22 protein-coding genes are annotated in these 23,158 nt (G+C 64.3%); 19 read left to right on the top strand and 3 right to left on the bottom strand.

The features are described from left to right. Positions 1–2: 2 nt before the first annotated feature. The 11 genes from JOE66_RS08900 to JOE66_RS08950 all read left to right on the top strand — a co-directional run bounded on the left by JOE66_RS08900 (position 3) and on the right by JOE66_RS08950 (position 11,581). Entirely contained in the window at positions 3–593 is a 591-nt protein-coding gene (locus JOE66_RS08900) for an HIT family protein (RefSeq protein WP_205108655.1), read from the top strand. Positions 594–697: 104 nt separating this feature from the next. After that, a complete protein-coding gene (gene pdxS / locus JOE66_RS08905; protein WP_205108657.1) occupies positions 698–1,600 on the top strand; it encodes a pyridoxal 5'-phosphate synthase lyase subunit PdxS in 903 nt (300 codons plus the stop codon). After that, the gene (gene pdxT, locus JOE66_RS08910; RefSeq protein ID WP_307827125.1) at positions 1,590–2,231 is read left to right on the top strand and encodes a pyridoxal 5'-phosphate synthase glutaminase subunit PdxT; all 642 of its coding nucleotides are present in this window, start codon (positions 1,590–1,592) and stop codon (positions 2,229–2,231) included. Before pdxS ends, pdxT begins: the two co-directional genes overlap by 11 nt. Before the next feature lie 115 nt (positions 2,232–2,346). Further along, the gene (locus JOE66_RS08915) at positions 2,347–3,105 is read left to right on the top strand and encodes a YebC/PmpR family DNA-binding transcriptional regulator (protein WP_205108660.1); all 759 of its coding nucleotides are present in this window, start codon (positions 2,347–2,349) and stop codon (positions 3,103–3,105) included. Between the two features lie 168 nt (positions 3,106–3,273). Further along, complete coding sequence (ruvC, locus tag JOE66_RS08920; protein WP_205108662.1) at positions 3,274–3,903, top strand: crossover junction endodeoxyribonuclease RuvC; 630 nt, start codon at positions 3,274–3,276, stop codon at positions 3,901–3,903. Positions 3,904–4,030: 127 nt separating this feature from the next. Further along, entirely contained in the window at positions 4,031–4,657 is a 627-nt protein-coding gene (ruvA, locus tag JOE66_RS08925; RefSeq protein ID WP_205108664.1) for a Holliday junction branch migration protein RuvA, read from the top strand. After that, positions 4,654–5,745, top strand: coding sequence for a Holliday junction branch migration DNA helicase RuvB (gene ruvB / locus JOE66_RS08930; RefSeq protein ID WP_205108666.1), 1,092 nt, complete (start codon positions 4,654–4,656; stop codon positions 5,743–5,745). Before ruvA ends, ruvB begins: the two co-directional genes overlap by 4 nt. Positions 5,746–5,824: 79 nt before the next feature. Further along, positions 5,825–6,280, top strand: coding sequence for a preprotein translocase subunit YajC (yajC, locus tag JOE66_RS08935; protein WP_205108668.1), 456 nt, complete (start codon positions 5,825–5,827; stop codon positions 6,278–6,280). A 126-nt stretch (positions 6,281–6,406) separates the two neighbouring features. Continuing rightward, positions 6,407–8,275, top strand: coding sequence for a protein translocase subunit SecD (secD, locus tag JOE66_RS08940; protein WP_205108671.1), 1,869 nt, complete (start codon positions 6,407–6,409; stop codon positions 8,273–8,275). Further along, positions 8,275–9,288 carry a protein translocase subunit SecF gene (secF, locus tag JOE66_RS08945; RefSeq protein ID WP_205108673.1) on the top strand — a complete coding sequence of 338 codons (1,014 nt, stop codon included), beginning with the start codon at positions 8,275–8,277 and terminating at the stop codon, positions 9,286–9,288. Before secD ends, secF begins: the two co-directional genes overlap by 1 nt. 43 nt (positions 9,289–9,331) lie before the next feature. Beyond that, a complete protein-coding gene (locus tag JOE66_RS08950) occupies positions 9,332–11,581 on the top strand; it encodes a RelA/SpoT family protein (protein ID WP_205108675.1) in 2,250 nt (749 codons plus the stop codon). Here the strand turns inward: JOE66_RS08950 and JOE66_RS08955 are convergent. The 3 genes from JOE66_RS08955 to JOE66_RS08965 all read right to left on the bottom strand — a co-directional run bounded on the left by JOE66_RS08955 (position 11,578) and on the right by JOE66_RS08965 (position 14,329). Then, positions 11,578–12,156 carry a type IV toxin-antitoxin system AbiEi family antitoxin gene (locus JOE66_RS08955; protein ID WP_205108677.1) on the bottom strand — a complete coding sequence of 193 codons (579 nt, stop codon included), beginning with the start codon at positions 12,154–12,156 and terminating at the stop codon, positions 11,578–11,580. The two genes, JOE66_RS08950 and JOE66_RS08955, sit on opposite strands and share 4 nt — an antisense overlap. A 135-nt stretch (positions 12,157–12,291) precedes the next feature. Further along, positions 12,292–13,521 (bottom strand): DUF349 domain-containing protein, encoded by a 1,230-nt coding sequence (locus JOE66_RS08960; RefSeq protein WP_205108679.1) that lies wholly within the window; start codon positions 13,519–13,521, stop codon positions 12,292–12,294. A gap of 10 nt (positions 13,522–13,531) precedes the next feature. After that, complete coding sequence (locus JOE66_RS08965) at positions 13,532–14,329, bottom strand: peptidylprolyl isomerase (protein ID WP_205108680.1); 798 nt, start codon at positions 14,327–14,329, stop codon at positions 13,532–13,534. 154 nt (positions 14,330–14,483) lie between these two features. On the opposite strand from JOE66_RS08965, the gene JOE66_RS08970 reads away from it, so the two are divergent. The 8 genes from JOE66_RS08970 (at position 14,484) to JOE66_RS09005 (ending at position 23,132) form a co-directional block, all read left to right on the top strand. Next, positions 14,484–15,908 carry a replication-associated recombination protein A gene (locus tag JOE66_RS08970; protein ID WP_205108683.1) on the top strand — a complete coding sequence of 475 codons (1,425 nt, stop codon included), beginning with the start codon at positions 14,484–14,486 and terminating at the stop codon, positions 15,906–15,908. 224 nt (positions 15,909–16,132) lie between these two features. Beyond that, a complete protein-coding gene (gene rpsD / locus JOE66_RS08975) occupies positions 16,133–16,768 on the top strand; it encodes a 30S ribosomal protein S4 (protein ID WP_205108685.1) in 636 nt (211 codons plus the stop codon). A gap of 136 nt (positions 16,769–16,904) precedes the next feature. Further along, a complete protein-coding gene (locus tag JOE66_RS08980) occupies positions 16,905–17,360 on the top strand; it encodes a DUF948 domain-containing protein (protein ID WP_205108687.1) in 456 nt (151 codons plus the stop codon). A gap of 116 nt (positions 17,361–17,476) precedes the next feature. Then, a complete protein-coding gene (locus JOE66_RS08985; protein WP_205108689.1) occupies positions 17,477–17,698 on the top strand; it encodes a hypothetical protein in 222 nt (73 codons plus the stop codon). Beyond that, entirely contained in the window at positions 17,698–20,382 is a 2,685-nt protein-coding gene (alaS, locus tag JOE66_RS08990) for an alanine--tRNA ligase (protein WP_205108691.1), read from the top strand. Before JOE66_RS08985 ends, alaS begins: the two co-directional genes overlap by 1 nt. Positions 20,383–20,408: 26 nt before the next feature. Then, positions 20,409–20,903, top strand: coding sequence for a Holliday junction resolvase RuvX (gene ruvX, locus JOE66_RS08995; RefSeq protein ID WP_205108693.1), 495 nt, complete (start codon positions 20,409–20,411; stop codon positions 20,901–20,903). Beyond that, positions 20,896–22,284: an endolytic transglycosylase MltG gene (gene mltG / locus JOE66_RS17645; protein WP_307827126.1), complete on the top strand. Its 1,389-nt coding sequence runs from the start codon at positions 20,896–20,898 to the stop codon at positions 22,282–22,284. Before ruvX ends, mltG begins: the two co-directional genes overlap by 8 nt. Further along, positions 22,281–23,132 (top strand): shikimate dehydrogenase, encoded by an 852-nt coding sequence (locus JOE66_RS09005; RefSeq protein ID WP_205108694.1) that lies wholly within the window; start codon positions 22,281–22,283, stop codon positions 23,130–23,132. The genes mltG and JOE66_RS09005 overlap by 4 nt, the downstream gene beginning before the upstream one ends. The last annotated feature ends 26 nt before the right edge of the window (positions 23,133–23,158 follow it).

A 23,158-nucleotide genomic window follows, 5' to 3' on the forward strand; every position in this document is an offset into this window, starting at 1 on the left:
ACATGACAGCACAGTTTGGCGACGGCGAATTCGCTGGTGACGACGAATTCGTTGGGGTCGAAATCACGGATTCCAGCGTTCTGGCCGGCGTACCCGACGAGTTCCAACGGCTCTGGACGCCTCACCGCATGGTGTACATCCAGAACGGTACGCAGCCCGAGAAACACGAGTGCCCGTTCTGCATCGCACCCACGCTCAGCGACGAAGAGGCCCTCATCGTCGCGCGGGGTGAACACGCCTACGTTCTGCTGAACCTGTTCCCGTACAACAGCGGGCACCTGCTGGTCTGCCCGTACCGGCACGTCTCGATGTACGACCAGGCGAGCGATGCCGAAGTGGCGGAGATCGCCTCGCTCACCCAGACCGCGATGCGCGTCCTGGCTGCCGTGTCGCGCAACGATGGGTACAACATCGGCATGAACCAGGGCCGGGTAGCCGGGGCGGGAATCGCCGATCACCTGCACCAGCACATCGTGCCCCGCTGGGCCAATGACGCGAACTTCTTCCCGATCATCGCGAAGACGAAGGCGTTGCCGCAGCTCCTGGGGGAGGTTCGGGCATCCATTGCCGCTGCCTGGCCCACAGCGGGCTGAACCCGACCTTCAAGCAGCCAATCGCGATCAACTGGTATGGCTGTAGCCCGCGAGGGCGCCCGTGTGCGCGTCTTCGTGCAGGCCAATCGGTAGAATGGACGATTATGACTGACAGCTCTCTCACCTCCTCCGTCGGCTCCAATCGCGTCAAGCGCGGCCTTGCAGAAATGCTCAAAGGCGGTGTGATCATGGACGTCGTGAACGCCGACCAGGCACGCATCGCCGAAGACGCGGGCGCTGTGGCCGTGATGGCGCTCGAGCGTGTGCCCGCCGACATCCGGTCGCAGGGCGGTGTCGCACGGATGAGTGACCCTGACCTCATCGACGGGATCCGCGCCGCCGTCTCGATTCCGGTGATGGCGAAGGCCCGCATCGGTCACTTCGTCGAGGCGCAGGTGCTGCAGGCGCTCGACGTGGACTACATCGACGAGTCCGAGGTGCTGAGCCCGGCCGACTACGTGAACCACATCGACAAGTGGAACTTCACCATTCCCTTCGTCTGTGGTGCCACGAACCTCGGCGAGGCGCTTCGACGCATCAACGAGGGTGCTGCCATGATCCGGTCGAAGGGCGAGGCCGGCACCGGTGACGTCTCAGAGGCCACCAAGCACATCCGCAAGATCCTCGGCGAGATCCGCGCTCTCAGTTCACTCGCACCCGACGAACTCTACGTCGCCGCGAAAGAGCTCCAGGCGCCCTACGAACTCGTCGCCGAGATCGCCGAGACCGGCAAACTCCCCGTGGTGCTCTTCACCGCCGGCGGAGTCGCGACCCCTGCCGACGCTGCCATGATGATGCAGCTCGGTGCCGACGGTGTCTTCGTCGGGTCCGGCGTCTTCAAGTCCGGCGACCCCGTCAAGCGCGCCGCCGCGATCGTGAAGGCGACGACGTTCTATGACGATCCCCAGGTCGTCGCCGAAGCCTCACGTGGCCTCGGTGAGGCCATGGTCGGCATCAACGTCTCCGACCTTGCCGCTCCCCACCGCCTCTCCGAACGTGGCTGGTAATTCCGCTCCGATTGGTAGTACGGCCTCGGCTGGCCCGACTGTCGGAGTCCTCGCCCTCCAGGGCGACTTCCGCGAACACGCCGCGGTTCTTCGTTCGTTCGGCGCCGACGTCATCACCGTCAGGCGGCCCGAAGAACTCGAGCGTGTCTCCGGCCTGGTCATCCCGGGTGGCGAGTCGAGCGTCATCGACAAGCTCTCCCGGATGTTCGGCCTCGCCGACCCGCTGAAGGCGGCCATTGCTGCGGGGCTCCCGGTGTACGGCACGTGTGCGGGCCTCATCATGCTCGCCGACACCGTTCTCGACGGAATCACGGGCCAGCAGAGCCTGGGGGGGCTCGACATCTCGGTGCGGCGCAATGCCTTCGGCGGCCAGAAGGAGTCCTTCGAGGTCGACATCGACATCGCAGAGCTCGGCGAGCCACCCGTGCACGCCGTGTTCATCAGGGCGCCGGTGGTCGAGACCGTGGGGGAGCGGGCATCCATTCTCGGTGCATTGGCCGACGGCCGGGTGATCGCCGTCGAACAGGGCAACCTGCTCGGAACCTCGTTCCACCCCGAGATGACCGACGACCACCGGTTCCACCGCCGCTTCTACGACCGGGTGCTCGCAACCGACTTCGCAGCCAGCTAGTTTCGCCCAAGCAGTTCCGCTCAGGCAGTTTCGCCCGGCTGGTTTCACACGCCTCCCGTTTCCCTCCACGCGACACGCTCTAGACTGGGCGGAGTATTTTTCAAGGAGATCACCAATGTCCGGACATTCCAAGTGGGCCACAACCAAGCACCAGAAGGCCGTCACTGACGCCCGCCGTGCCAAGTCGTTCGCCAAGCTCATCAAGAACATCGAAGTCGCCGCGAAGCTGGGCGGCGCAGACCTCTCGGGCAACCCGACGCTCGTCGACGCCATCCAGAAGGCGAAGAAGACCTCCGTTCCGAAGGACCTGATCGACCGCGCGGTGAAGCGTGGCGCCGGCGTGGGTGCCGACGCGGTTGAGTACCAGACGATCATCTACGAGGGCTACGCAGCCCACGGGGTGGCCATGCTGATCGAGTGCCTCACGGACAACAAGAACCGTGCTGCGGCGGATGTTCGGGCGATCGTGTCGCGTAATGGTGGAACCATGGGCGACCCGGGCAGTGTCGCGTACAACTTCCACCGCAAGGGCGTCATCAAGGTCGAGCACACGCCGAACCTCACCGAAGACGACGTGATGATCGCCGTCATGGACTCTGGTGCCGAAGAGGTGACCGACCACGGCGACGTGTTCGAGATCCTCACGGAAGCTTCTGACCTCGTTGCAAACCGCACGGCACTCCAGGAGGCGGGAATCGACTACGACTCTGCCGACATTGAATTCGTGCCGGGTCTCAAGGTCGAGATCGACGCCGAGACCGCCCGCAAGGTGTTCAGGCTGATCGACGCCCTCGAAGACAACGACGACGTGCAGAACATCTACAGCAACTTCGACCTGAGCCCCGAGGTGCAGGCCGAGCTCGAAGAGGACTGACGACGCAGTCTGGTCGAGTGGCACGGCGCGCAGCCGTGGGTAGCGAAACCGCGACGTTGTGAGTCGCGCGCGCCGCGTCGCGATCGGTACGCCGGCCTCAACACGGCGCAGCTGACTCACCGGGCGCGGCAGCGCGTGCGGCGAGCGAGACCGGGGTAGGTTTGCGCCGTGCGCGTTTTAGGGATCGACCCGGGACTCACCCGCTGCGGCGTGGGCATCGTCGACGTGTCGCAGAACCGCCGCGCCACGCTCGTGCACGTGACCGTCATCCGCACACCCGCGGGAGAGAAGCACGAGAATCGCCTTCTCACCATCAGTGACGGGATCGAACGCCTTCTCGACGAGTACCGCCCCGAGCGCGTTGCACTCGAGCGCGTCTTCGCCGACACGAATGTCAGCACGGTCATGGGTACCGCCCAGGTCAGTGGCATCGCGATGCTCGCTGCGGTCAAACGACTGCTGCCCATCGGAATGCACACCCCGACGGAGGTCAAGGCAGCGGTGACCGGTTACGGTCAGGCCGACAAGAAACAGGTCGGCACCATGGTCGCCAAGATCCTCCGCCTCGAAGAGATTCCGAAACCAGCTGACGCGGCGGACGCGCTCGCGCTGGCGATCTGCCACGCGTGGCGTTCCCCGCTGGGCGCCCTCGCCGCGACTGCCATGACCGACCTTCACGGCGGCGCGGCATCGCGCGAACGCCCGACCAGCCGGCCGACCAGCGCCCAGGCCGCGTGGCTGGCAGCAGAGCAGGCCGCGAAGGCAGCCAGCCCCGAACGCCGCGGCCTGCGACGCTGAACCGAGCACTCGGGCACCCGGCTCGCGGCACTCCGAGCCTCCAGCCTGCAGCTCTCCGGGCATCCACCCTGCGGCGCGCCGGGCGAACAGGTGTTCGAAAGTCTGCAGCTCAGCGTAGGGTGGTTTCGTGATCTCCAGTCTTCGCGGCACCGTCATCAGCACGTTCGGCACGGGTGCCGTGATCGAGGTGGGCGGCGTCGGGTTCTCGGTGCAGCTCACGCCCGCCCACGCACTCTCGTTGAGGCTCGGTGACGAGGCGCGCGTGCTCACCAACCTCATCGTGCGGGAGGATTCACTCTCGCTCTTCGGGTTCGCCGACTCTGAATCGCTCGAGATCTTCTCGCTCCTCGTCGCCGTCACCGGCGTTGGCCCTAAATCGGCGATGGGGGTGCTCGCCGCCCTGACTCCGACCGAGATCGCCCGGGCCGTCAGCGCCGACGACGACAGCGTCTTCCGCAAAGTCACGGGCATCGGGCCCAAGACCGCGAAGCTCATCGTGGTGTCGCTCACCGGCAAGGTCGCTGCGTTCACTCTCAGCCAGCCCGGCAGGCCCACCTTCGTGCCGGCGTCGACCGTGCATGACGATGTTCTCGTCGCCCTCGTCGGCCTCGGCTGGAATGAACGCAACGCATCTGAAGCACTCGACCGCGTGCTCGCCGACTCGAGTGACGACGAGAAGAACAGCATGCAGGTCCTCCTCCGGCGCTCGCTCACAGAACTCGGCCCACGACAGAGTTCGGCGGGGCCCCGATGAGCCCGTTCGACAGAGACGCCGCCGATGAACTCCTGCAGCCCGACATGATGGGCTCCGAGGCAGAGATCGCATTCGAGGGGGCCCTCCGGCCCAAGAGCCTGGCAGAGTTCGTCGGCCAACAACGGGTTCGCGGTCAGCTTCAACTGCTGCTGGATGCTGCGACCATCCAGAACCGCACCCCCGACCACATTCTGCTCGCCGGCCCGCCCGGGCTCGGCAAGACCACCCTCGCCATGATCGTGGCTCATGAGAGCGGGCGCCCGCTTCGACTCTCGAGCGGTCCGGCGATCCAGCATGCCGGAGACCTCGCAGCAGTGCTTTCCTCGCTCGTCCCCGGTGAAGTGCTCTTCGTCGACGAGATCCACCGAATGGCCCGCTCAGCCGAAGAGTTGCTGTATCTCGCCATGGAGGATTTCAGGATCGACATCATGGTCGGCAAGGGGGCGGGGGCGACATCCATTCCCCTCGACTTGGCACCCTTCACCTTGGTCGGCGCGACGACCCGCTCTGGCTTGTTGCCGAACCCGCTCCGGGACCGGTTCGGTTTCACGGCGCACCTCGAGTTCTACGACCCCGCCGAACTCGTGCACGTGCTGCGGCGCGCCGCTGTGATGCTCGAACTGCAGATAGAGGAGTCCGCTCTGGTCGAGATTGCCGGCCGTTCGCGCGGAACACCCCGCATAGCGAACCGCCTGCTGCGTCGTGTGCGCGACTACGCGCTGGTCCACGGGGGAGCGGCGACCCGCGACGTGGTCCGTTCAGCGCTCGAGCTCTACGACGTCGACGAGTTGGGGCTGGACAGGCTAGACCGCGCGGTGATGAACATTCTGCTCACCCGATTCGCCGGCGGGCCTGTCGGCCTCAACACGCTGGCCGTCTCCGTTGGCGAAGAATCCGAGACCATCGAATCGGTCGTCGAGCCGTTTCTGGTGCGTATCGGGCTCATCGTGCGCACGCCGCGCGGCAGAATGGCCACGCGTGCCGGGTGGGAGCACTTCGGGCTCGCCGCACCCGACGAGACGATCTCCAGGGCTGTCAGGCCTGCACGAGAGACAGCCCGTCAGCCGCTCTTCGGAGATGAACTATAATTCAAGCTGGCGTTCAGCCCCGATCAGTACACTAGGGCCGTCACTCTCCCCCCAAAGTTTTGGAAGGCTCTTACCTGTAATGGACCCGTTAACCCTGATCATGCTGGCCGTGCTGGCCGTACTCATCATCTTTATGGTGCGCAACAGCCGCAAGCGCAAGCGTGAGACAGAAGAGTTGGTCGAGAAGATCGTCGAGGGCGCCTACGTCATGACGAACTTCGGCGTCTACGGCACCATCCTGAACATCGATGTCGAGAACAACCAGGTTCTCCTCGAGACGACACCGGGAACGGTTCTCAAGGTCCACCGCCAGACGGTGACGCGTGTTGTTCCGCTCGAGGGTGCTTCAGATGCAGAATCCGACGATGAGATCGACGAGAGCATCGAACCGGCGTACGGCGAGCGTATCACTGAGGTAAACTCGACTACTGATGCTCACGCGGCCGACACCCACTCTGAGACTGGTACCGTTCTGAACGGTGTGCCGGTCGACGAGAACGGCAAGCCACGCACCGACTCCAAGTCGGCCGAGTAGTCTCAAATCCCCTCTCGACTCCACTGCAGCAGTCCGCCTGCGCCGCCGATCCTCTCATTCACGCGAGAGTGATTCGCTGCGCAGGCGCTGCCGCGTCGGGGCCGGTATAGAAAGCTGAGTTCGCAGGTGGCAAAATCTACCGCCGTCAAGAAAGCCCGACGCACGCTGGTCTGGCTTCTTGTCATCTTCATCGCCCTCACGGGCGTCAATGCTGCCGGAGCGATCTGGGGCGGCGGTTCCTGGCTTCCGAAGCTCGGCCTCGACCTCGAGGGTGGTACGGAGCTCATCCTGGCGCCGAAGATCGCCGACGGTGCTGCCGCGCCGACCGACCAGCAGATCACGCAGGCCGTCTCGATCATCCGGCAGCGAATCGACGCGAGCGGTGTCTCCGAGGCCCAGATCTCCACCCAGGGTGGGCAGAACATCGTCGTCTCGATCCCCGGTGTGCCAGACGACGCCACCAAGGCGAGAATCGAGGCATCGGCCAAGCTCGACTTCCGGCCCGTGCTGGTCAGCAGCGCGGCTACGGTGCCGACGACGACGCCGACACCGGGGCTCGACAGCACGCCGACCGCGTCTCCGACGAACGCCAGTGACCTCGCCTGGATCACGCCGGCTCTTGAAGACCAATTCCTCAACATCGACTGCAGTTCGACCGCAGTGACGAATGCCGGCCAGGCACCCGTCGACCAACCCCTCGTCACCTGTGGAGACGACGGGGCGAAGTACATTCTCGGCCCGGTCGAAGTGGCAGGCGAGACCGTCACGAACGCAACCAGCGGCATGGCCCAGACCAGTTCAGGTTCGTCGACCGGACAGTATGTGGTCAACATCTTCTTCAACGACGAAGGCACTGCACAGTTCGCAGCTGTCACCACTCGGCTCTCCGGTCTCACCGGCGCCCAGAACCAGTTCGCCATCGTGCTCGACGGCAAGGTCATCTCTGCACCCCGAACCCTCGCAGTGATCACCAACGGCCAGCCGCAGATCTCAGGCAACTTCACGGCTGAGTCGGCCAAGACCCTGGCAGACCAACTGAAGTTCGGCGCGTTGCCGATCAGCTTCACCGTGCAGAGCCAGAACGTCATCTCGGCAACCCTGGGTTCCCAGCAACTCCTCAGCGGCCTGATTGCCGGCCTCATCGGCCTCGTACTCGTCGTGCTCTACTCCATCGCCCAGTACCGGGTTCTCGGCCTGGTCACGGTGGCCTCCCTTACTGTCGCCGCAACACTGACGTTCCTCGTGGTCGACCTGCTGTCGTGGCGGGCCGGGTTCCGGCTCTCGCTCGCAGGTGTCGCTGGCCTCATCGTGGCCATCGGTATCACCGCAGACTCCTTCATCGTGTACTTCGAGCGAATACGAGACGAGCTGCGAGACGGCCGCGGCCTCGAGTCCTCCGTTCAGGCGGGCTGGAAGCGGGCCATCCGCACCATCACGGCATCTGACGCAATCAACTTCCTCGCGGCGGCAACGCTCTACATCCTCGCCGTCGGCAGCGTGAAGGGCTTCGCCCTGACTCTGGGTATGACGACCATCATCGACCTCGTCGTCGTGATCATGTTCACGCACCCGATCATGACTCTGCTGGCTGAGCTCCCGTACTTCAGGGACGGCCACAAGTCGAGCGGGCTGGATCCACGACAGCTGGGAGCCGTCTACCGGGGTCGCGCCCAGTTCAAGACACCGTCTGCAGCCATCCCCAAGGGCAAGCAGGAGTCGGCAAGCCGCGAGGCAGCCCGCCGCCAGACCATCGCCGAGCGCAAGGCTGCGGGAACAACGACGCTCGTTCTCGATGCACCCACCGGTCAGACTACGACTGCTGCACCGAGTGTCGATGTCGTCGAGCCAGCTCGAATCGCACCAGTGTCTGTTGAACCTCTGACGCCCGCTACCGCAGTCACCGAAACAGAAGCCCCGCCGACAGCCTCGCCGCCGTCGCCGCCGCCGGTACCACCCGTCCGCAAGAAGCCTCAGTCCAAGGGAAAGAAGCGCTAATGGCGAAGTTCAGCGACCTCGGCAATGACCTCTACAGCGGCAAGCGCTCCTTCAACATCATCGGTCGATGGAAGCTGTGGTACACGATCGCGGCGGTGATGATCCTGATCTCGGTCGTCGGTCCATTCCTGCGAGGCGGGTTTGTCTTCGGAATCGAGTTCCGGGGGGGCTCGCAGTTCTCCATCTCGGAGGTCTCCAACAAGGATCAGCAGCTCGGCGTCGACGCAGTGAAGTCGGTCGACCCAGCCGTAGTGCCCCTCGTGACGACTCTGGGCCAGACGGGTGTGCGCATCCAGACCGACCAGCTCAGCGACGCCGAGAGCAACCAGGTGCGCGACGCACTGGCCAAGGCATACGACGTTCAACCCAGCGATGTGACGATCAACTTCATCGGGCCCACGTGGGGTGCAGATATCACCGGCCAGGCCATCCGGGGGCTCGTGATCTTCCTCGCCCTTGCGGCGCTCTTCATGGCGATCTACTTCCGAACGTGGAAGATGGCGGCATCGGCCATGATCGCCCTCGTGCATGACCTCGTGATCACCGCAGGAATCTATGGTATCACCGGTTTTGAAATCACTCCCGCTGCCGTGATCGGATTCCTCACGATTCTCGGTTATTCCCTGTACGACACCGTGGTGGTGTTCGACAAGATCCGGGAGAACACTCGCGAGATGGGTGACAAGCCCACGAGGACCTTCGGCGAAACGGTGAACCTCGCCGTCAACCAGACGCTGGTGCGTTCAATCAACACCTCTGTGGTGGCAATGTTGCCCGTCGCCTCGATTCTCTTCATCGGCGCATTCGTGCTCGGTGCAGGAACTCTGCGCGACATCTCCCTGGCGCTTCTGATCGGAATCGCCGTCGGCACCTATTCGACGATCTTCATCGCCTCTCCGATCTATGCACAGTTGCGAGAGCGCGAACCGAAGATCAAGAAGCTGAACGCACGGGTTCTCGCAGTCCGGGCGCAACGCGAACCTGTGACCGAAAGCGAAAGCATCTCGGCGTAGTGCGACCTCGGGCGGGTGGGATAATAGTGGCGGAGGCAGCCTGATGACCGAAACCACTGCGCCGACCAACGCGTCGCTGCGGAGGCTGGTACCACGGCTGTTCTCCCGCGCGCAGCCCGCGGGTGCCGTCGACACTCTGATTCGTACGGTTCGCGCGAATCACCCGAAGGCCGACCTCAGTATCATCGAGCGCGCCTACACGGTCGCCGAACGTGCCCATGACGGGCAGAAACGACGCAGCGGCGAGCCGTACATCACGCACCCGGTCGCCGTGGCCCAGATCCTTGCGGAACTCGGTATCGGCGTCAAGACGATCGCCGCCGCGCTTCTGCACGACACCGTCGAAGACACCGACTATTCGCTTGACGCACTGCGCGCCGAATTCGGCGACGAAGTGGCCATGCTCGTCGACGGCGTGACCAAGCTCGACAAGGTGAAGTACGGCGAGAGCGCACAGGCAGAGACCGTTCGCAAGATGATCGTCGCCATGTCGAAAGACATCAGGGTGCTGATCATCAAGCTCGCCGACAGGTTACACAACGCGCGCACCTGGGGTTTCGTGTCTCCGGAATCGTCGACACGCAAGGCGCAGGAGACGCTGGAGATCTACGCGCCACTGGCCCACCGACTGGGGATCCAGGCGATCAAGTGGGAGCTCGAAGATCTCTCGTTCGCCGTTCTCTCGCCCAAGCTCTACGTCGAAATCGAGAACCTCGTTCGTCAGCGCACACCCCAGCGTGAAGAGTATGTGCAGCAGGTCATCGACATGGTCACCGACGACCTGAAGACGTCGAAGATCCGGGGCAAGGTCGCAGGCCGGCCCAAGCAGTACTACTCGATCTACCAGAAGATGATTGTTCGGGGTCGAGAATTCGACGAGATCTACGATCTCGTCGGCATCCGCGTGCTCGTCAACTCGGTCCGCGACTGTTATGCCGTTCTCGGGTCGATCCACGCGCGGTGGACGCCGATGCCCGGCCGGTTCAAGGACTACATCGCCACGCCCAAGTTCAATCTCTACCAGTCGCTGCACACCACGGTCGTGGGGCCCGGCGGCCGAGCAGTCGAGATTCAGATCCGCACCAACGAGATGCACCAACGCGCGGAGTTCGGTGTCGCCGCCCACTGGAAGTACAAGGAACGCGTCAACTCAGGTAAGACCACCACCGACGACCGCGGTGACACCGACATGGCCTGGCTGGCGCGCATCTCGGACTGGCAGGCCGAGACCGTCGACCCCGGCGAGTTCCTCGATTCCCTCCGATTCGAAATCGGTGCCAAAGAGGTCTACGTCTTCACTCCCAAGGGCCGGGTGATCGGTCTGCCCGCTGGTGCGACGCCCGTCGACTTCGCGTACGCCGTCCACACTGAGGTCGGGCACCGCACGATGGGTGCGAAGGTCAACGGGCGACTCGTGCCGCTGGAGAGCACGCTGACCACGGGCGACGTCGTCGAAGTCTTCACTTCGAAGAACCCGGACTCCGGGCCCAGCCAGGACTGGCTCAGTTTCGTACAGAGCCCGAGAGCCCGTAACAAGATCCGGCAGTGGTTCACCAAAGAACGCCGCGACGAGGCCATCGAGCAGGGCCGGGACTCCATCGCCCGCGCGATGCGCAAGCAGAACCTTCCGCTTCAGAAACTGATGAGCCAGGACTCCTTCTCCGAAGTCGCCTCGCAGCTCAGCTACAACAACGTCGAAGCGCTCTACGCAGCGATCGGTGAGGGGCACGTCTCCACCCAATCGGTGATCGAGAAGGTGCTGCAGTCGCTGCAGACGGAGGTCGACAGCGACGACAGCGATATCGATGTCGTGGTCGGGAGGCGACCTCGGTCGTCCCACAGCGAATCAGGAGTGCTCGTGCGGGGTGCTCCCGACATCCTCGTGAAGCTCGCAAAATGCTGCACGCCTGTTCCGGGCGATGAGATCGTCGGGTTCGTCACGCGGGGAGCCGGGGTCTCGGTTCACCAGTCAGACTGCCACAACGTCAAGTCGCTGCTGCAGGAGCCTGAGCGAATGATCGAGGTCGAATGGGCGCCCTCGTCGAAGAGCGTCTTCCTCGTGCAGATCCAGGTCGAAGCGCTCGACCGCTCTGGACTGCTCTCCGACGTTACCCGGGTGCTTTCCGAACACCACGTGAACATCCTGTCTGCCACCGTCAGCACCTCACGGGATCGCCTGGCCATCAGTCGTTTCGTCTTCGAGATGGGCGACACCACGCATCTGGATCGCGTGTTGAACGCCGTCCGCCGCATCGACGCCGTCTACGACGTCTACCGGGTCAGCGGCGGCTAGGCGCACCACCCCTCGAGAGTTCTGTTCAGCCGGGCGAGGGCGCGGATGCGGTGAGGGATTCCGGGAGATCGGTCCAGCCGTTCGACACACTTCTCGACAGTCACGCTGCACTCGGAAAAAAGGCGCGCCAGCGTTTCAGCTTCGCTCGCACCGAACACCGCGTTGAGCCGCACCAGGTCGATCGCCGTGCGCACGGGGGAGGTCAGTGAGACACCGTCGACCTCGACGACGTCGCCGGAACGGAGCGCCACCTCCCTCACCCGGAGGCGCGGTTGGGCAACGGGACGTGAGTTTCCTCCGACGGGAATGCAGAAACTGTGCACAGCCGGCGGCCGGGGGAGCGCGCCATAGACCCACAGCGCACTGTTGCATTCGACGATCGCCCTCGCCGGCATCAGAGAGCTGAGCACGCCCAGCCTCAAGGCGAGGGTGTGCGGTTCATCGACACTGGTGAAAGCGTCGTCGATCGCGATCGTTTCACCGTCGAGCCGCATGGCGTGGAGCTCGGCGATATCGAAGTCGTGGGGGTTCAGACGGCTGGCGGAAGCAAGGATGCGGGGGAGGGAAGTGGGCATGCCCTTATGTTCCCGCCTGGGCCGTTGCCCGCTCTTCACAGACGACCGAACTGTGGAAACACCGCCTCCTCCCGGGGGCAGGGGAGGAAGACAGCCCAGCTGGTTTGCGCCGTCAGGCCGGGCGGTTGGGTTGTGTCATCCCAGGGCGTCGAGCCAGATCTTGCGGGCATCCAGAGCTTCCTGGAGTTCTGCGACTTTGCGCTTGTCGCCGGCATCCTGTGCAGCATCGATCTCGACCTGGAGCTTCGCGATCGCGTCGGTCAGCTGGCCAGCAAGACCCTCGGCGCGGGCCTTCTTCTCGGGATTGTTCTTCTGCCAGAAGTCTTCGTCGAGCTTGCGCACGGCAGCCTCGACCTTTCGCAGTCGTTCGTCGACCGACTTCACGTTTTCTCGGGGGACCTTGCCGATCTCATCCCATTGGCGCTGGATGTCGGCCAGCTTGGTGCGAGCAGCAGTGCGGTCTTTCTCCGTCAGCAACGTCTCAGCGTCAGCGAGAAGCGCGAGCTTCTTCGTGAGGTTCTCAGAGAACTCTTCGTCGTCTTTGGCGATGGTCTCGCTGCGTGCGGCGTAGAGGAGATCACCGGCGGCCTTGAACTTCTCCCACAGGGTGTCATCGACGCGCTTGCCGGCCCGGCCGGCATTCTTCCATTCGGCCAGCAGGTCGCGGTACGTGTTGACGCCCTCAGCGCCTTGCGAGGCGAGCGCCTCCGCACGTTCGACAAGCTGCTGTTTCTTGGAGCGGGCATCACGATGAGTGGTGTCGAGTTCGGCGAAGAACGCCTTGCGGTGGCCCTCGATGGTCGTGCGGGCGTCGCGGAATCGCTTCCAGAGTTCACCGGCCTCGGTTCGAGGGAGCCTCGGCCCCTCCTGCTGGTGCTTCTGCCAACGGGAGAAGAGCTCGTCTAGCTGCGCGGTGACGGTCTTCCACTGCGCCTTGGCCGGGTCGGCAGCAGCCAGCGCCTCGACGTCAACCACGATGGCCGTACGTTCGGCGACTGCCTCGGCGATCTGTGCCTTGGCCTCCCCCTGCTGCTTTTCGGTGAGCGAGGTGACGACAACAGAAAGAGCATCGACGCGCTTCTTCAGCGCCTCGAGGTCGCCGATGGCGTTCGCTGTCTCGATGGCACCCGAGAGCGATGCGACGGCCTTGCTGACGTCTGCCGCAGAGGCACCGCGTTTCACCCGCTGCTCGAGAAGCGTCACCTGTCCCGCGAGATCGGTGAACTTGCGCTCGAAGTACGCCAGGGCTTCCTCGGGCGTTCCGTCTGGATATTGGCCGACGACGCGCTCGCCAGAGGCCGCACGAAGGTAGACCGTTCCGGTTTCATCGACGCGTCCCCATGGGTGCTGGTCACTACTGATCACAGAAATCACCCTACTGCACGGTGACGCTGGTGATCGTGGTGGGTACGGCGGGCGTCTCCGTTCCCTGGGTCACGCCGGCAGAGATGATGGAGGTCTGCAACTGGTCCATTCCGCTCGTGACCTGGCCGATCACGGTGTAGCCACCGGCCGTGTCCGCAGGAATCGTGCTGTCCTGGTAGACGATGAAGAACTGGCTGCCCTGGCTGTAACCCTGTGCTGACTGGCGGGCCATCGCGATCGTGCCCGCGGGGTAGACGTTGTCTGCCGGTGCGTTCTCGACGGGACCGTAGTAGTAGCCGGGGCCACCGCTGCCGGTGCCTGTCGGGTCGCCGCACTGGAGCACGAAGATACCCGTCACTGTCAACCGGTGGCAGGTCACATTGGTGTAGAAGCCCGACTTGATGAGCGAGATCGTCGACGAGGCAGCCTGCGGTGCTGCGATTCCGTCGAGTGTGAAATTCAGTGCCACATCGTTCAGGGTGAGGGTGCCGGTCCAGTTGCGACCGTCGGCGAGCGTCGATGGCGGCACGTCACCGCTGTTCGAGTCGGCGTTGGGCGTGGCGGTCGGTGACGGCGTCGGTGCGGCCGATGCCGAGGGAGACGGTACGGGTGTGCCAGGGCCGCCAGAGAAGTAGAAGACCTGCACAACGATGGCGACGATCACCACCACCAGCACCACGATCACAGAGACGAGGTTGTCGCGCTTGCGCCGACTCACCTGTCCCGCGTGAACGGTCTGGCGTGCCTGGTAATTGCGCAGCCGCTGTTTCGATTCCCGCGACTCGCGCTCTGAATTGCTGGGTGCCACGAATCCTCCACTGACGACCGTCTGACCGGCGCTGTTGCCTGCACTGTTCCTCAGCCGAAAAGCATGAAGACCCCACAGAACTTTACGATGCGCGCGGCTCGTTTCTCAAAACCCGGGCGAATTCGCTGTCACAGGCTCCGGTTACCCTATGAGAATGGTCAATTCGCAAAGCGGGCTGCACGCTGGAGCAGTGCCTCTCGCCGTGCGCATGAGGCCCCGCAGCCTCGGCGAGGTCGCCGGCCAGAAGCACCTCCTGCGCCCGGGTTCGCCACTGGTGAATCTCGCGAATGACAAGGGTGGCGCGCAGGGCTCGGTTTCGATCATCCTCTGGGGGCCACCCGGCACGGGCAAGACCACGCTGGCCCAAGCTATCGCCCACAGCTCCAACCGCAAGTTCGTCGAACTCTCGGCCGTCACAGCCGGCGTCCGCGACGTGCGCCAGGTGATGGAGGAGGCGTTTCGAAGCCGCGATCTCTATGGACTGTCAACAGTGCTCTTCCTCGACGAGATCCACCGGTTCTCGAAAGCCCAGCAGGACGCCCTGCTTCCCGGGGTCGAGAACGGCTGGGTCATCCTGGTTGCCGCCACGACCGAGAACCCGTCATTCTCCGTGATCGCTCCGCTACTCTCCCGTTCGCTCCTTCTCACTCTCGAACAACTCGACGACGATGACCTGGGCCTGCTCGTCGACAGGGCGGTGGTGGATGCCCGGGGCCTCGCCGGCCGGGTGACACTGTCTGCCGAGGCGAGGTCCACGATCATCCGGCTCGCTTCGGGTGATGCGCGACGCGCCCTCACTGCGTTGGAGGCTGCTGCGGCGTCAGTATTGTCCGGGCCTGCCGCCGCCCCTGCGGCAGACCTGCCGGGCGGAGGTGGAGACGACCCTGATGGCGGTGAGGGCGACACTGGTGTGGAGGAAGACGTCTCTGATGCGGGTGGGGCCGTGCCCGAGATCAGCGCCGACACCGTGGCGCAGGCGGTTGACCGGGCGCTGCTGCGGTACGACCGCAACGGCGACGAGCACTACGACGTGATCAGCGCCTTCATCAAGTCGGTGCGCGGCTCTGACGTCGATGCGTCGATCCACTACCTCGCGCGCATGATCGAAGCGGGCGAAGACCCTCGGTTCATCTCTCGCCGCATGATCGTGCTCGCTTCAGAGGACATCGGCATGGCGGACCCGCAGGCCCTCGTGATCGCGGTCGCCGCAGCCGACGCTGTGCAGTTCATCGGAATGCCGGAGGGCCGTATCCCGCTGGCAGAGGCCGTCGTGTACCTGGCCACGGCGCCGAAGTCGAACGCCTCCTATCTGGCCATCGACAAGGCGATAGCCGACGTGAGGGCGGGGAGGATCGGCCGGGTGCCGAAGCACCTGCGTGATGCGCACTATCCGGGGGCAAAACGGCTGGGGCACGACAAGGGGTACCTGTACCCCCATGACGCAGAGATCGGGGTCGTGGGACAGAGGTACCTTCCCGATGAACTGATTGGCACGGGCTACTACCTGCCCACCGAACATGGCAACGAGAGAGACGTCTCGGCACGGCTCGAGAAGATCCGGCGGATCATCAACAACTGAACCGCGCGTGTGGTAATCTTTTTGAGGCCTACTTTTGGGTGTCTTTAGCGCGGCTGCGAGAGACCCCGACGAGGAAGAGCGAGTTCTGTAGCCGAACCGCCTGACCCATCCCTCTGAATATATTGCTTCGCCTGCCCCCGGCAGACGAACGCGTATAAAGCTCGTTCCGCCTGTCTGGCGCGACTCGAGTCTCAATTCTTATTTCAGTGTCTCTATTTTGAAGGATGTTTGTGTCTACCAAGTCACGTACCCGCAGCAAGACCCGCCTTTCCCGGGCCCTCGGCATTCCGCTGACCCCGAAGGCAGCGAAGTACCTCGAGAAGCGCCCCTATGCTCCCGGTGAGCACGGTCGCACCAAGCGCAAGACCGACTCCGACTACGCGGTGCGTCTGCGTGAGAAGCAGCGTCTGCGCGCCCAGTACGGTATCCGCGAAGCCCAGCTGAAGATCGTCTTCCAGGAGGCCCGTCGCCAGGGTGGCCTGACCGGTGAGAACCTGGTCGAGCTGCTGGAGATGCGTCTCGACGCTCTCGTGCTGCGTGCCGGTTTCGCCCGCACCACGGCCCAGGCTCGCCAGCTGATCGTCCACCGTCACATCCTCGTCGACGGCGCTCGCGTTGACCGCCCGTCGTTCCGCGTCAAGCCCGGCCAGATGATCCACGTGCACGCCCGTTCAGAGGTTCTTCCTCCGTTCCAGGTCGCTGCTGCCGGCGGTCACGTCGACGTGCTGCCGAAGGTTCCGGCCTACCTGTCTGTCGAGATCGACAAGCTGCAGGCACGGCTCGAGCGTCGCCCCAAGCGCGCCGAGGTACCCGTGACCTGTGAAGTCCAGCTCGTCGTCGAGTACTACGCGGCTCGCTAAGTAGTCCACCGGCTGCAACACAATTTGCAGTTACGCTTAGGGCGGCTCACCTTCGGGTGGTCCGCCCTTTTGCGTGTAACCGTTGCATCACGCGCGGCTCGACGCTCGTTCGACGAAAACCTGGAGGTAGGACCCAATGTCGGGTGGAGATATTGCAGGCCTCATCGCTGCTGGTGTGTTTGCAGTGCTGGTCGGAATCATTGCTCTTCCATTGATCAAACTGGGCAAGGTGTTCGACGAGACGACGTTAGCCATCCGTGACACCAGCAAGGGCATCGCTCCGATTCTCGAAGAATCGACGATCACCATCCAGGAGGCGAACAAACAGCTGGCCAGGGTCGACACGATCACGTCCAACGTGGCCGAGGTCACCGGCAACGTCAACTCGCTCGTCGCCCTCTTCGCGGCCTCCGTCGGCGGACCGCTGATCAAGTTGGCTGGATTCAGCGCTGCGGTTCGCGCGGCGTTCGCAGGGGCTCGCTCGTTCGGCGACGACACTCCATCGAAGAAACACGCCGGCGCAAAGCCAGCGGGCACCACGAAGACGGTGTCCCCGCGGGCGAGCAAGAAGGCGGGCCGGTCGGACTACTGACCGAGCACTGAGCCTGTCTGCCAGAACGCTGGCCCTGGACTCGGCCTGTTGGACTTTCGACCACGGACTAAACTGATCGTGGCTTTTCCAGAACACCCCCAAAAAGGAGCTCGCGCGTGAAAAAAGTACTGTGGTTCGCGGCCGGCGTCGCTGTCGGCGTTTTTGCGGCACACCAGTTCAACCAGACCGCCCAGGGCAAGAAGGTCTTCGCCGATTTCGAGACCAAGGTCAGGGACTTCACCGACGCCCTGGTCGACGGCTACCGCGAGCGTGAGGCCGAATTGCGCGCCGCCATCGGCGATGCCGGCGACTCCGTGAAGAAGGCAGCAACCAAGTAGTGCAAACCGCTGATATCCGCCAGCGTTGGCTGACGTTCTTCGCTGACCGCGGGCACACCGTCGTTCCTTCTGCCTCACTGGTCAGCGAAGACCCGACACTGCTCTTCACCGTCGCAGGCATGGTCCCGTTCATCCCGTACATGTCAGGGCTGGTTCCCGCACCCTTCAAGCGTGCCACGAGTGTGCAGAAGTGCATCCGCACCCTCGACATCGAAGAGGTCGGCAAGACCACCCGGCACGGCACGTTCTTCCAGATGAACGGCAACTTCTCGTTCGGCGACTACTTCAAAGAGACCGCCATCGAATTCGCCTGGGAGCTCCTGACGACGAGCGAAGCCGACGGTGGCCTGGGTTTCGACGAGAAGGACCTCTGGGTCACGGTCTACGAAGACGACGACGAAGCCATCGCGTTCTGGAAGAAGACGGCAGGCCTGCCCGACTACAAGATCCAGCGACTCGGCAAGGATTCGAACTACTGGTCGACCGGCCAGCCCGGCCCCGCCGGGCCCTGCTCGGAGATCTTCTACGACCGCGGCCCGGCGTACGGCAAAGACGGCGGCCCCGCGGCAGACGAAGACCGGTACATCGAGATCTGGAACCTCGTGTTCATGCAGTACCTCATCGGCAACGTGACGTCGAAGTACGACTTCGATGTGCTGGGCGAGTTACCGCGCAAGAACATCGACACCGGCATGGGCCTTGAGCGCGTTGCGTTCATCAAGCAGGGTGTCGAGAACCTCTACGAGATTGACCAGGTGCGACCCGTTCTCGACCTGGCCGCAGGACTGTCGGGCCGTCGCTACGGCGACGTGCACGACGACGACGTTCGCATGCGGGTCGTGGCCGACCATGTGCGCTCCGCCCTCATGCTCATGTCAGATGGGGTCACCCCCTCCAACGAAGGGCGCGGCTACGTGTTGCGCCGCCTCCTTCGCCGCACTGTGCGCAGCATGAGGCTTCTCGGCGTCGACCGCACCACCTTCCCCGAGCTCTTCCCGGCCTCGCGCGATGCGATGTCGGCGGCATACCCCGAGGTCGAAGCCGACTACGAGCGCATCTCGCGCACGGCCTACGCAGAAGAAGAGGCGTTCCTGCGCACCCTCTCGGGCGGAACCACCATCCTCGACCTCGCTGTGCTGAAGACCAGGTCAGAAGGCGCCTCCGCCCTCGCGGGTGACACGGCTTTCCAGCTTCACGACACCTTCGGCTTCCCGATCGACCTCACCGTCGAAATCGCCGAAGAGGCCGGTCTCACGGTCGACCGCACTGCATTCGAACGCCTGATGACCGAACAGAAGCAGCGCGCCAAGGCCGATGCCAAGTCGAAGAAGCTCGGCGCGAATGACCTGAGCGCCTTCGCCGAGTTCCGTGCGGCAGGCGAGACCGTCTTCACCGGCTACACCGAGTTGCAGACCGACTCGCGTGTACTTGGACTCATCATCGACGGCACCTCGGTGACCACCGCGGTCGCAGGTGAACTCGTCGAGGTCATCCTCGCGGAGACCAGCCTGTACGCCGAGTCCGGCGGCCAGGAGGCCGACGCCGGCACCATCGTCGGCGACGGCTTCGAACTCGAAGTACTCGACGTGCAGAAGCCCGTCAAGGGACTCATCAGCCATCGCTCGCGTGTAAGCAGCGGCCAGGTCGCCGTGGGTGACACCGCGCGCAGCGTGGTCGACACCGAATGGCGAAAGGGCGCCACGCAGGCGCACTCCGGCACGCACATCGTGCACGCTGCACTCCGTGAGATCCTCGGCCCGACAGCACACCAGTCCGGCTCGTACAACAAGGCAGGGTACCTGCGTCTCGACTTCACCTGGAGCCAGCCACTCTCTGCAGCAACCAAATCGGAGATCGAAGAGATCTCCAACACGGCCGTGCGCGCAGACTTCGACGTGATCACACGTGAGATGGCTGTGGATGATGCGAAGAAGCTCGGCGCAATGGCGCTGTTCGGCGAGAAGTACGGCGACGTCGTGCGTATGGTCGAAATCGGTGGCCCCTGGTCGCGCGAACTCTGCGGCGGCACCCACGTGGTGCACACCTCGGAGATCGGCCTGATCAACCTCCTCGGCGAATCGTCGATCGGCTCGACCAACCGCCGCGTCGAGTCCCTGGTGGGCGCAGATGCGTTCCGCGAGTTCGCGACCGAGCGCGCCATCGTCTCCCAGCTCACCTCCTCGCTCAAAGCACCGAAAGATGAGATCACGAACCGCATCGCGGACCTGGTCTCGAACCTCAAGGCGGCCGAGAAGAAGATCGCCGCCTACGAAGCCAGCGCACTCTCATCGCGGGTACCGGAACTCGTTGAGCTTGCGACCCAGGTCGGGGCCGTGACGACCGTCACCGCGTCGCTCGGCCAGCTGCGCTCGAGCGACGACCTGCGCACGCTGGTCACCAGCGTGCGAGAGCGTCTCGGCAGCGCGTCGAGCGTGGTCGCCCTGGCGGCCGACGTCGGCGGCAAGCCGGTGGTGATCGTCGCGACGAACGAGCAGGCTCGAACGGCCTCATTGAAGGCTGGAGCACTCGCCCGGGTCGCGGCGTCGATTCTCGGCGGAGGCGGCGGAGGCAAGGACGACCTGGCACAGGGCGGCGGAACCGACGTTGAAGCTATCGACGACGCTCTGGCGGGCATCCGTTCGGCTGTGGCTGCAGCGGGCACCGCGGCTGGCCGCGCGAACTGATCGCCCAGAGAACTGCGGACGACGACGTGCGAGCGGGAGTGAGACTGGGCATCGACGTGGGCAAGGCCCGGGTCGGAGTGGCGCGCTCTGACCTCCACGGCATGCTGGCGACGCCCGTCGAGACCGTGCCGCGAGCCGCAAGCGGCGACTCCGATGTTCTTCGGATTCTCGCTATCGCACGGGAACTCGAGGCATTCGAGTTCATCGTGGGGCTGCCTTTGTCGCTCTCTGGCACGTCGACGCTATCGACGGCAGACGCCGAAGAGTTCGCGGCACGATGCCTTGCGGCAGCGACCGAGGCACAGCTCGCCATCGGTGTGCGGATGATCGACGAACGTCTCACGACCGTGTCTGCCCAATCTGCCCTTCACCGCACAGGGCGGAACACAAAGAACTCACGCCCAGTCATCGATCAAGTAGCCGCGGTTATACTCTTGCAGCACGCTTTGGACACCGAGCGAGCGTCAGGCAGACCACCCGGATCAGTCGTCGACCCGAACCAAGGAACGTATAGTGACTGACCCCCAGCCACCCGAGAACCACCCCTTCGCCGAGTTCTTCCGTGAGGTGCCGAGTACGGCACAGCCCAGTAGCAGGCGCGAGGCGCGCGAACAGGCCGCCCAGGCGAGTGCGCCACTTCCCGGCGCTTCAGGCTCCCTCGGTACCACCGGGACCGCGGGGACCACCGGGACCGCGGGAACTGCCGACACCGCACGCGCAGCGAACACCGGGGCCACGGGCACCGCGATCGACGAGTTCCTTGCAGACCAGGGTGAGCCCGCATCCGGAGGCAGGTCAAAGCCGCCCAAGGGTCCCCGGCGACCGAGGCGCCAGCGAGCGAACGGCAAGAAGTCGAGGCGCGGCATCATTGCCCTCATCGTGGCAGTCGTGCTCGTCGGCGGGCTCGCCGCGGTCGGCACCTCGATCTACACCTCCTATGCACCTCAGATCAACAAGATCTTCGGTGCGAAGGAGGTTGACGACTACACAGGCAACGGCACTGGCGAGAAGGTCAGCTTCGTGATCGCCAGCGGCGACGACGGTTCGGTCATCGGCGACAACCTCGCTGCAGCGGGCATCGTGAAGTCGTCGGCGGGGTTCTACAGCTTCCTGCTCAAACAGCCCCCTGTCGTCTTTCAACCGGGCACGTACACGCTCTCGAAGGAGATGAGTTCGCAGGCAGCCCTCGCGGCTCTCGAGGATCCGGCGAACCACGTCACCGCACAGGTCGTGATCACCGAAGGGACCATCGCCTCTGAAGCGCTCTCCCAGGTTGCAACGGCCACCGGTGTGCCGCTGGCGGACCTGCAGGCCGAAGCGGCCAACTTCGCGCAGTTCGGCATCGATGCCTCGGCGCCCAACATCGAGGGGTACCTCTTTCCGGCGACGTATTCTTTCGAGCCGGGCACGAGCGCGCACGACCTGATCAAGACCATGGTCGATCGCACGTTCCAGTCGCTCGACGCGGCCGGGGTGGCCCCGGCCGACAGGGAGAAGACGCTGGTCCTCGCGTCGATCATCCAGAAGGAAGGCGGCAGCACGGCCGACTTCTACAAGGTCTCGCGCGTGTTCCTCAATCGCATCGCAGACGGCATGCCTCTGCAGTCCGACGCCACAGTGGCCTATGGCACGGGCCAGAAACGCGTCGACACGACAGACGCCGAGCGCAACGACGAGTCGAACAAGTACAACACCTACGTGTTCACGGGGCTGCCTGTCGGACCCATTTCGAACCCGGGTGATGCCGCGATCGACGCGGCCCAGCACCCGGCAGACGGCACATGGCTCTACTTCGTGACGGTCAACCTCGATTCCGGCCTCACCTGCTTCTCTGACAACCTCAGCCAGCACAACGCTGCAGTGGATCTGTATCAAGCCGGCAACGCCACCGCCTGCCCATGACCTCACGCTTCGCCGTTCTCGGCTCGCCGATCGCACACTCGAAGTCACCGCTGCTGCATGCGGCGGCCTACCGTGAACTCGGACTCGACTGGGAGTACACGCGCGCCGAAGTGAGCTCGGGAGAGCTCGGTGAATTCGTACTCGGGCTTGACGACTCGTGGCGTGGGCTCTCGCTCACCATGCCACTCAAAGAGGAAGCCCTGGCCCTCGTCGACTCCGTCGACGTGCAGTCGCTGCTCACCGGTGCGTCAAACACCGTCACTCTCGATCATTCGAATTCGAAACTGACGGTGCAGGGATTCAACACCGATGTCGCAGGGATCGTCGGCGCCCTGGGCGACGCGGCAATCCGCCAGACCTCGCATGTGCTCATCCTCGGTGCCGGTGCCACGGCGCGCTCGGCCATGGTCGCGGCTGCGAATCTCGGGGCCGAACAGGTGACCGTCGCGGCCAGGTCACCACACAAGACAGAGGAGATCGTGAATGTCGCCGCACGGGCGGGCGTCGCCGTGTCTGTCGTGCACCTCGGCGACGCACTGACGAGCGACCTGGTCGCCGACGTCACCATCAGCACGCTGCCGGGTGGAGCGCTGCAACTGGCCCCTGACGACGTTCTCGCGGTGCCGCAGGGTGCTGTGCTGCTCGATGTGGCGTACGACCCGTGGCCGAGCGCGCTGGGCATCGCGTGGCAGGGCGCCGGGGGAGTGACCGTGTCTGGCCTCGCCATGTTGGTGCACCAGGCGCTCGGCCAGGTGCGCATCTTTGTCACCGGCGATCCTCTCCTGCCGCTTGATCGCGAAGATGAGGTCTTCACGGCGATGAAGCGTGCCGTCGGCCTTTCCAGCTGATTGTGACGACCGCCGAACCGGTGGCT

The sequence above is a fragment of the Subtercola frigoramans genome (assembly GCF_016907385.1).
In the GTDB taxonomy this organism is placed as follows: Bacteria; Actinomycetota; Actinomycetes; order Actinomycetales; family Microbacteriaceae; genus Subtercola; species Subtercola frigoramans.

Coding starts and splice junctions, on each gene's coding strand:
- ruvB (WP_205108666.1), top strand. CDS start 4,654: ATGAGCCCGTTCGACAGAGACGCCGCCGATGAACTCCTGCAGCCCGAC.
- JOE66_RS08970 (WP_205108683.1), top strand. CDS start 14,484: ATGGTCAATTCGCAAAGCGGGCTGCACGCTGGAGCAGTGCCTCTCGCC.
- pdxS (WP_205108657.1), top strand. CDS start 698: ATGACTGACAGCTCTCTCACCTCCTCCGTCGGCTCCAATCGCGTCAAG.
- JOE66_RS08915 (WP_205108660.1), top strand. CDS start 2,347: ATGTCCGGACATTCCAAGTGGGCCACAACCAAGCACCAGAAGGCCGTC.
- secF (WP_205108673.1), top strand. CDS start 8,275: ATGGCGAAGTTCAGCGACCTCGGCAATGACCTCTACAGCGGCAAGCGC.
- JOE66_RS08980 (WP_205108687.1), top strand. CDS start 16,905: ATGTCGGGTGGAGATATTGCAGGCCTCATCGCTGCTGGTGTGTTTGCA.
- yajC (WP_205108668.1), top strand. CDS start 5,825: ATGGACCCGTTAACCCTGATCATGCTGGCCGTGCTGGCCGTACTCATC.
- JOE66_RS09005 (WP_205108694.1), top strand. CDS start 22,281: ATGACCTCACGCTTCGCCGTTCTCGGCTCGCCGATCGCACACTCGAAG.
- JOE66_RS08950 (WP_205108675.1), top strand. CDS start 9,332: ATGACCGAAACCACTGCGCCGACCAACGCGTCGCTGCGGAGGCTGGTA.
- JOE66_RS08955 (WP_205108677.1), bottom strand. CDS start 12,156: ATGCCCACTTCCCTCCCCCGCATCCTTGCTTCCGCCAGCCGTCTGAAC.
- JOE66_RS08900 (WP_205108655.1), top strand. CDS start 3: ATGACAGCACAGTTTGGCGACGGCGAATTCGCTGGTGACGACGAATTC.
- rpsD (WP_205108685.1), top strand. CDS start 16,133: ATGTTTGTGTCTACCAAGTCACGTACCCGCAGCAAGACCCGCCTTTCC.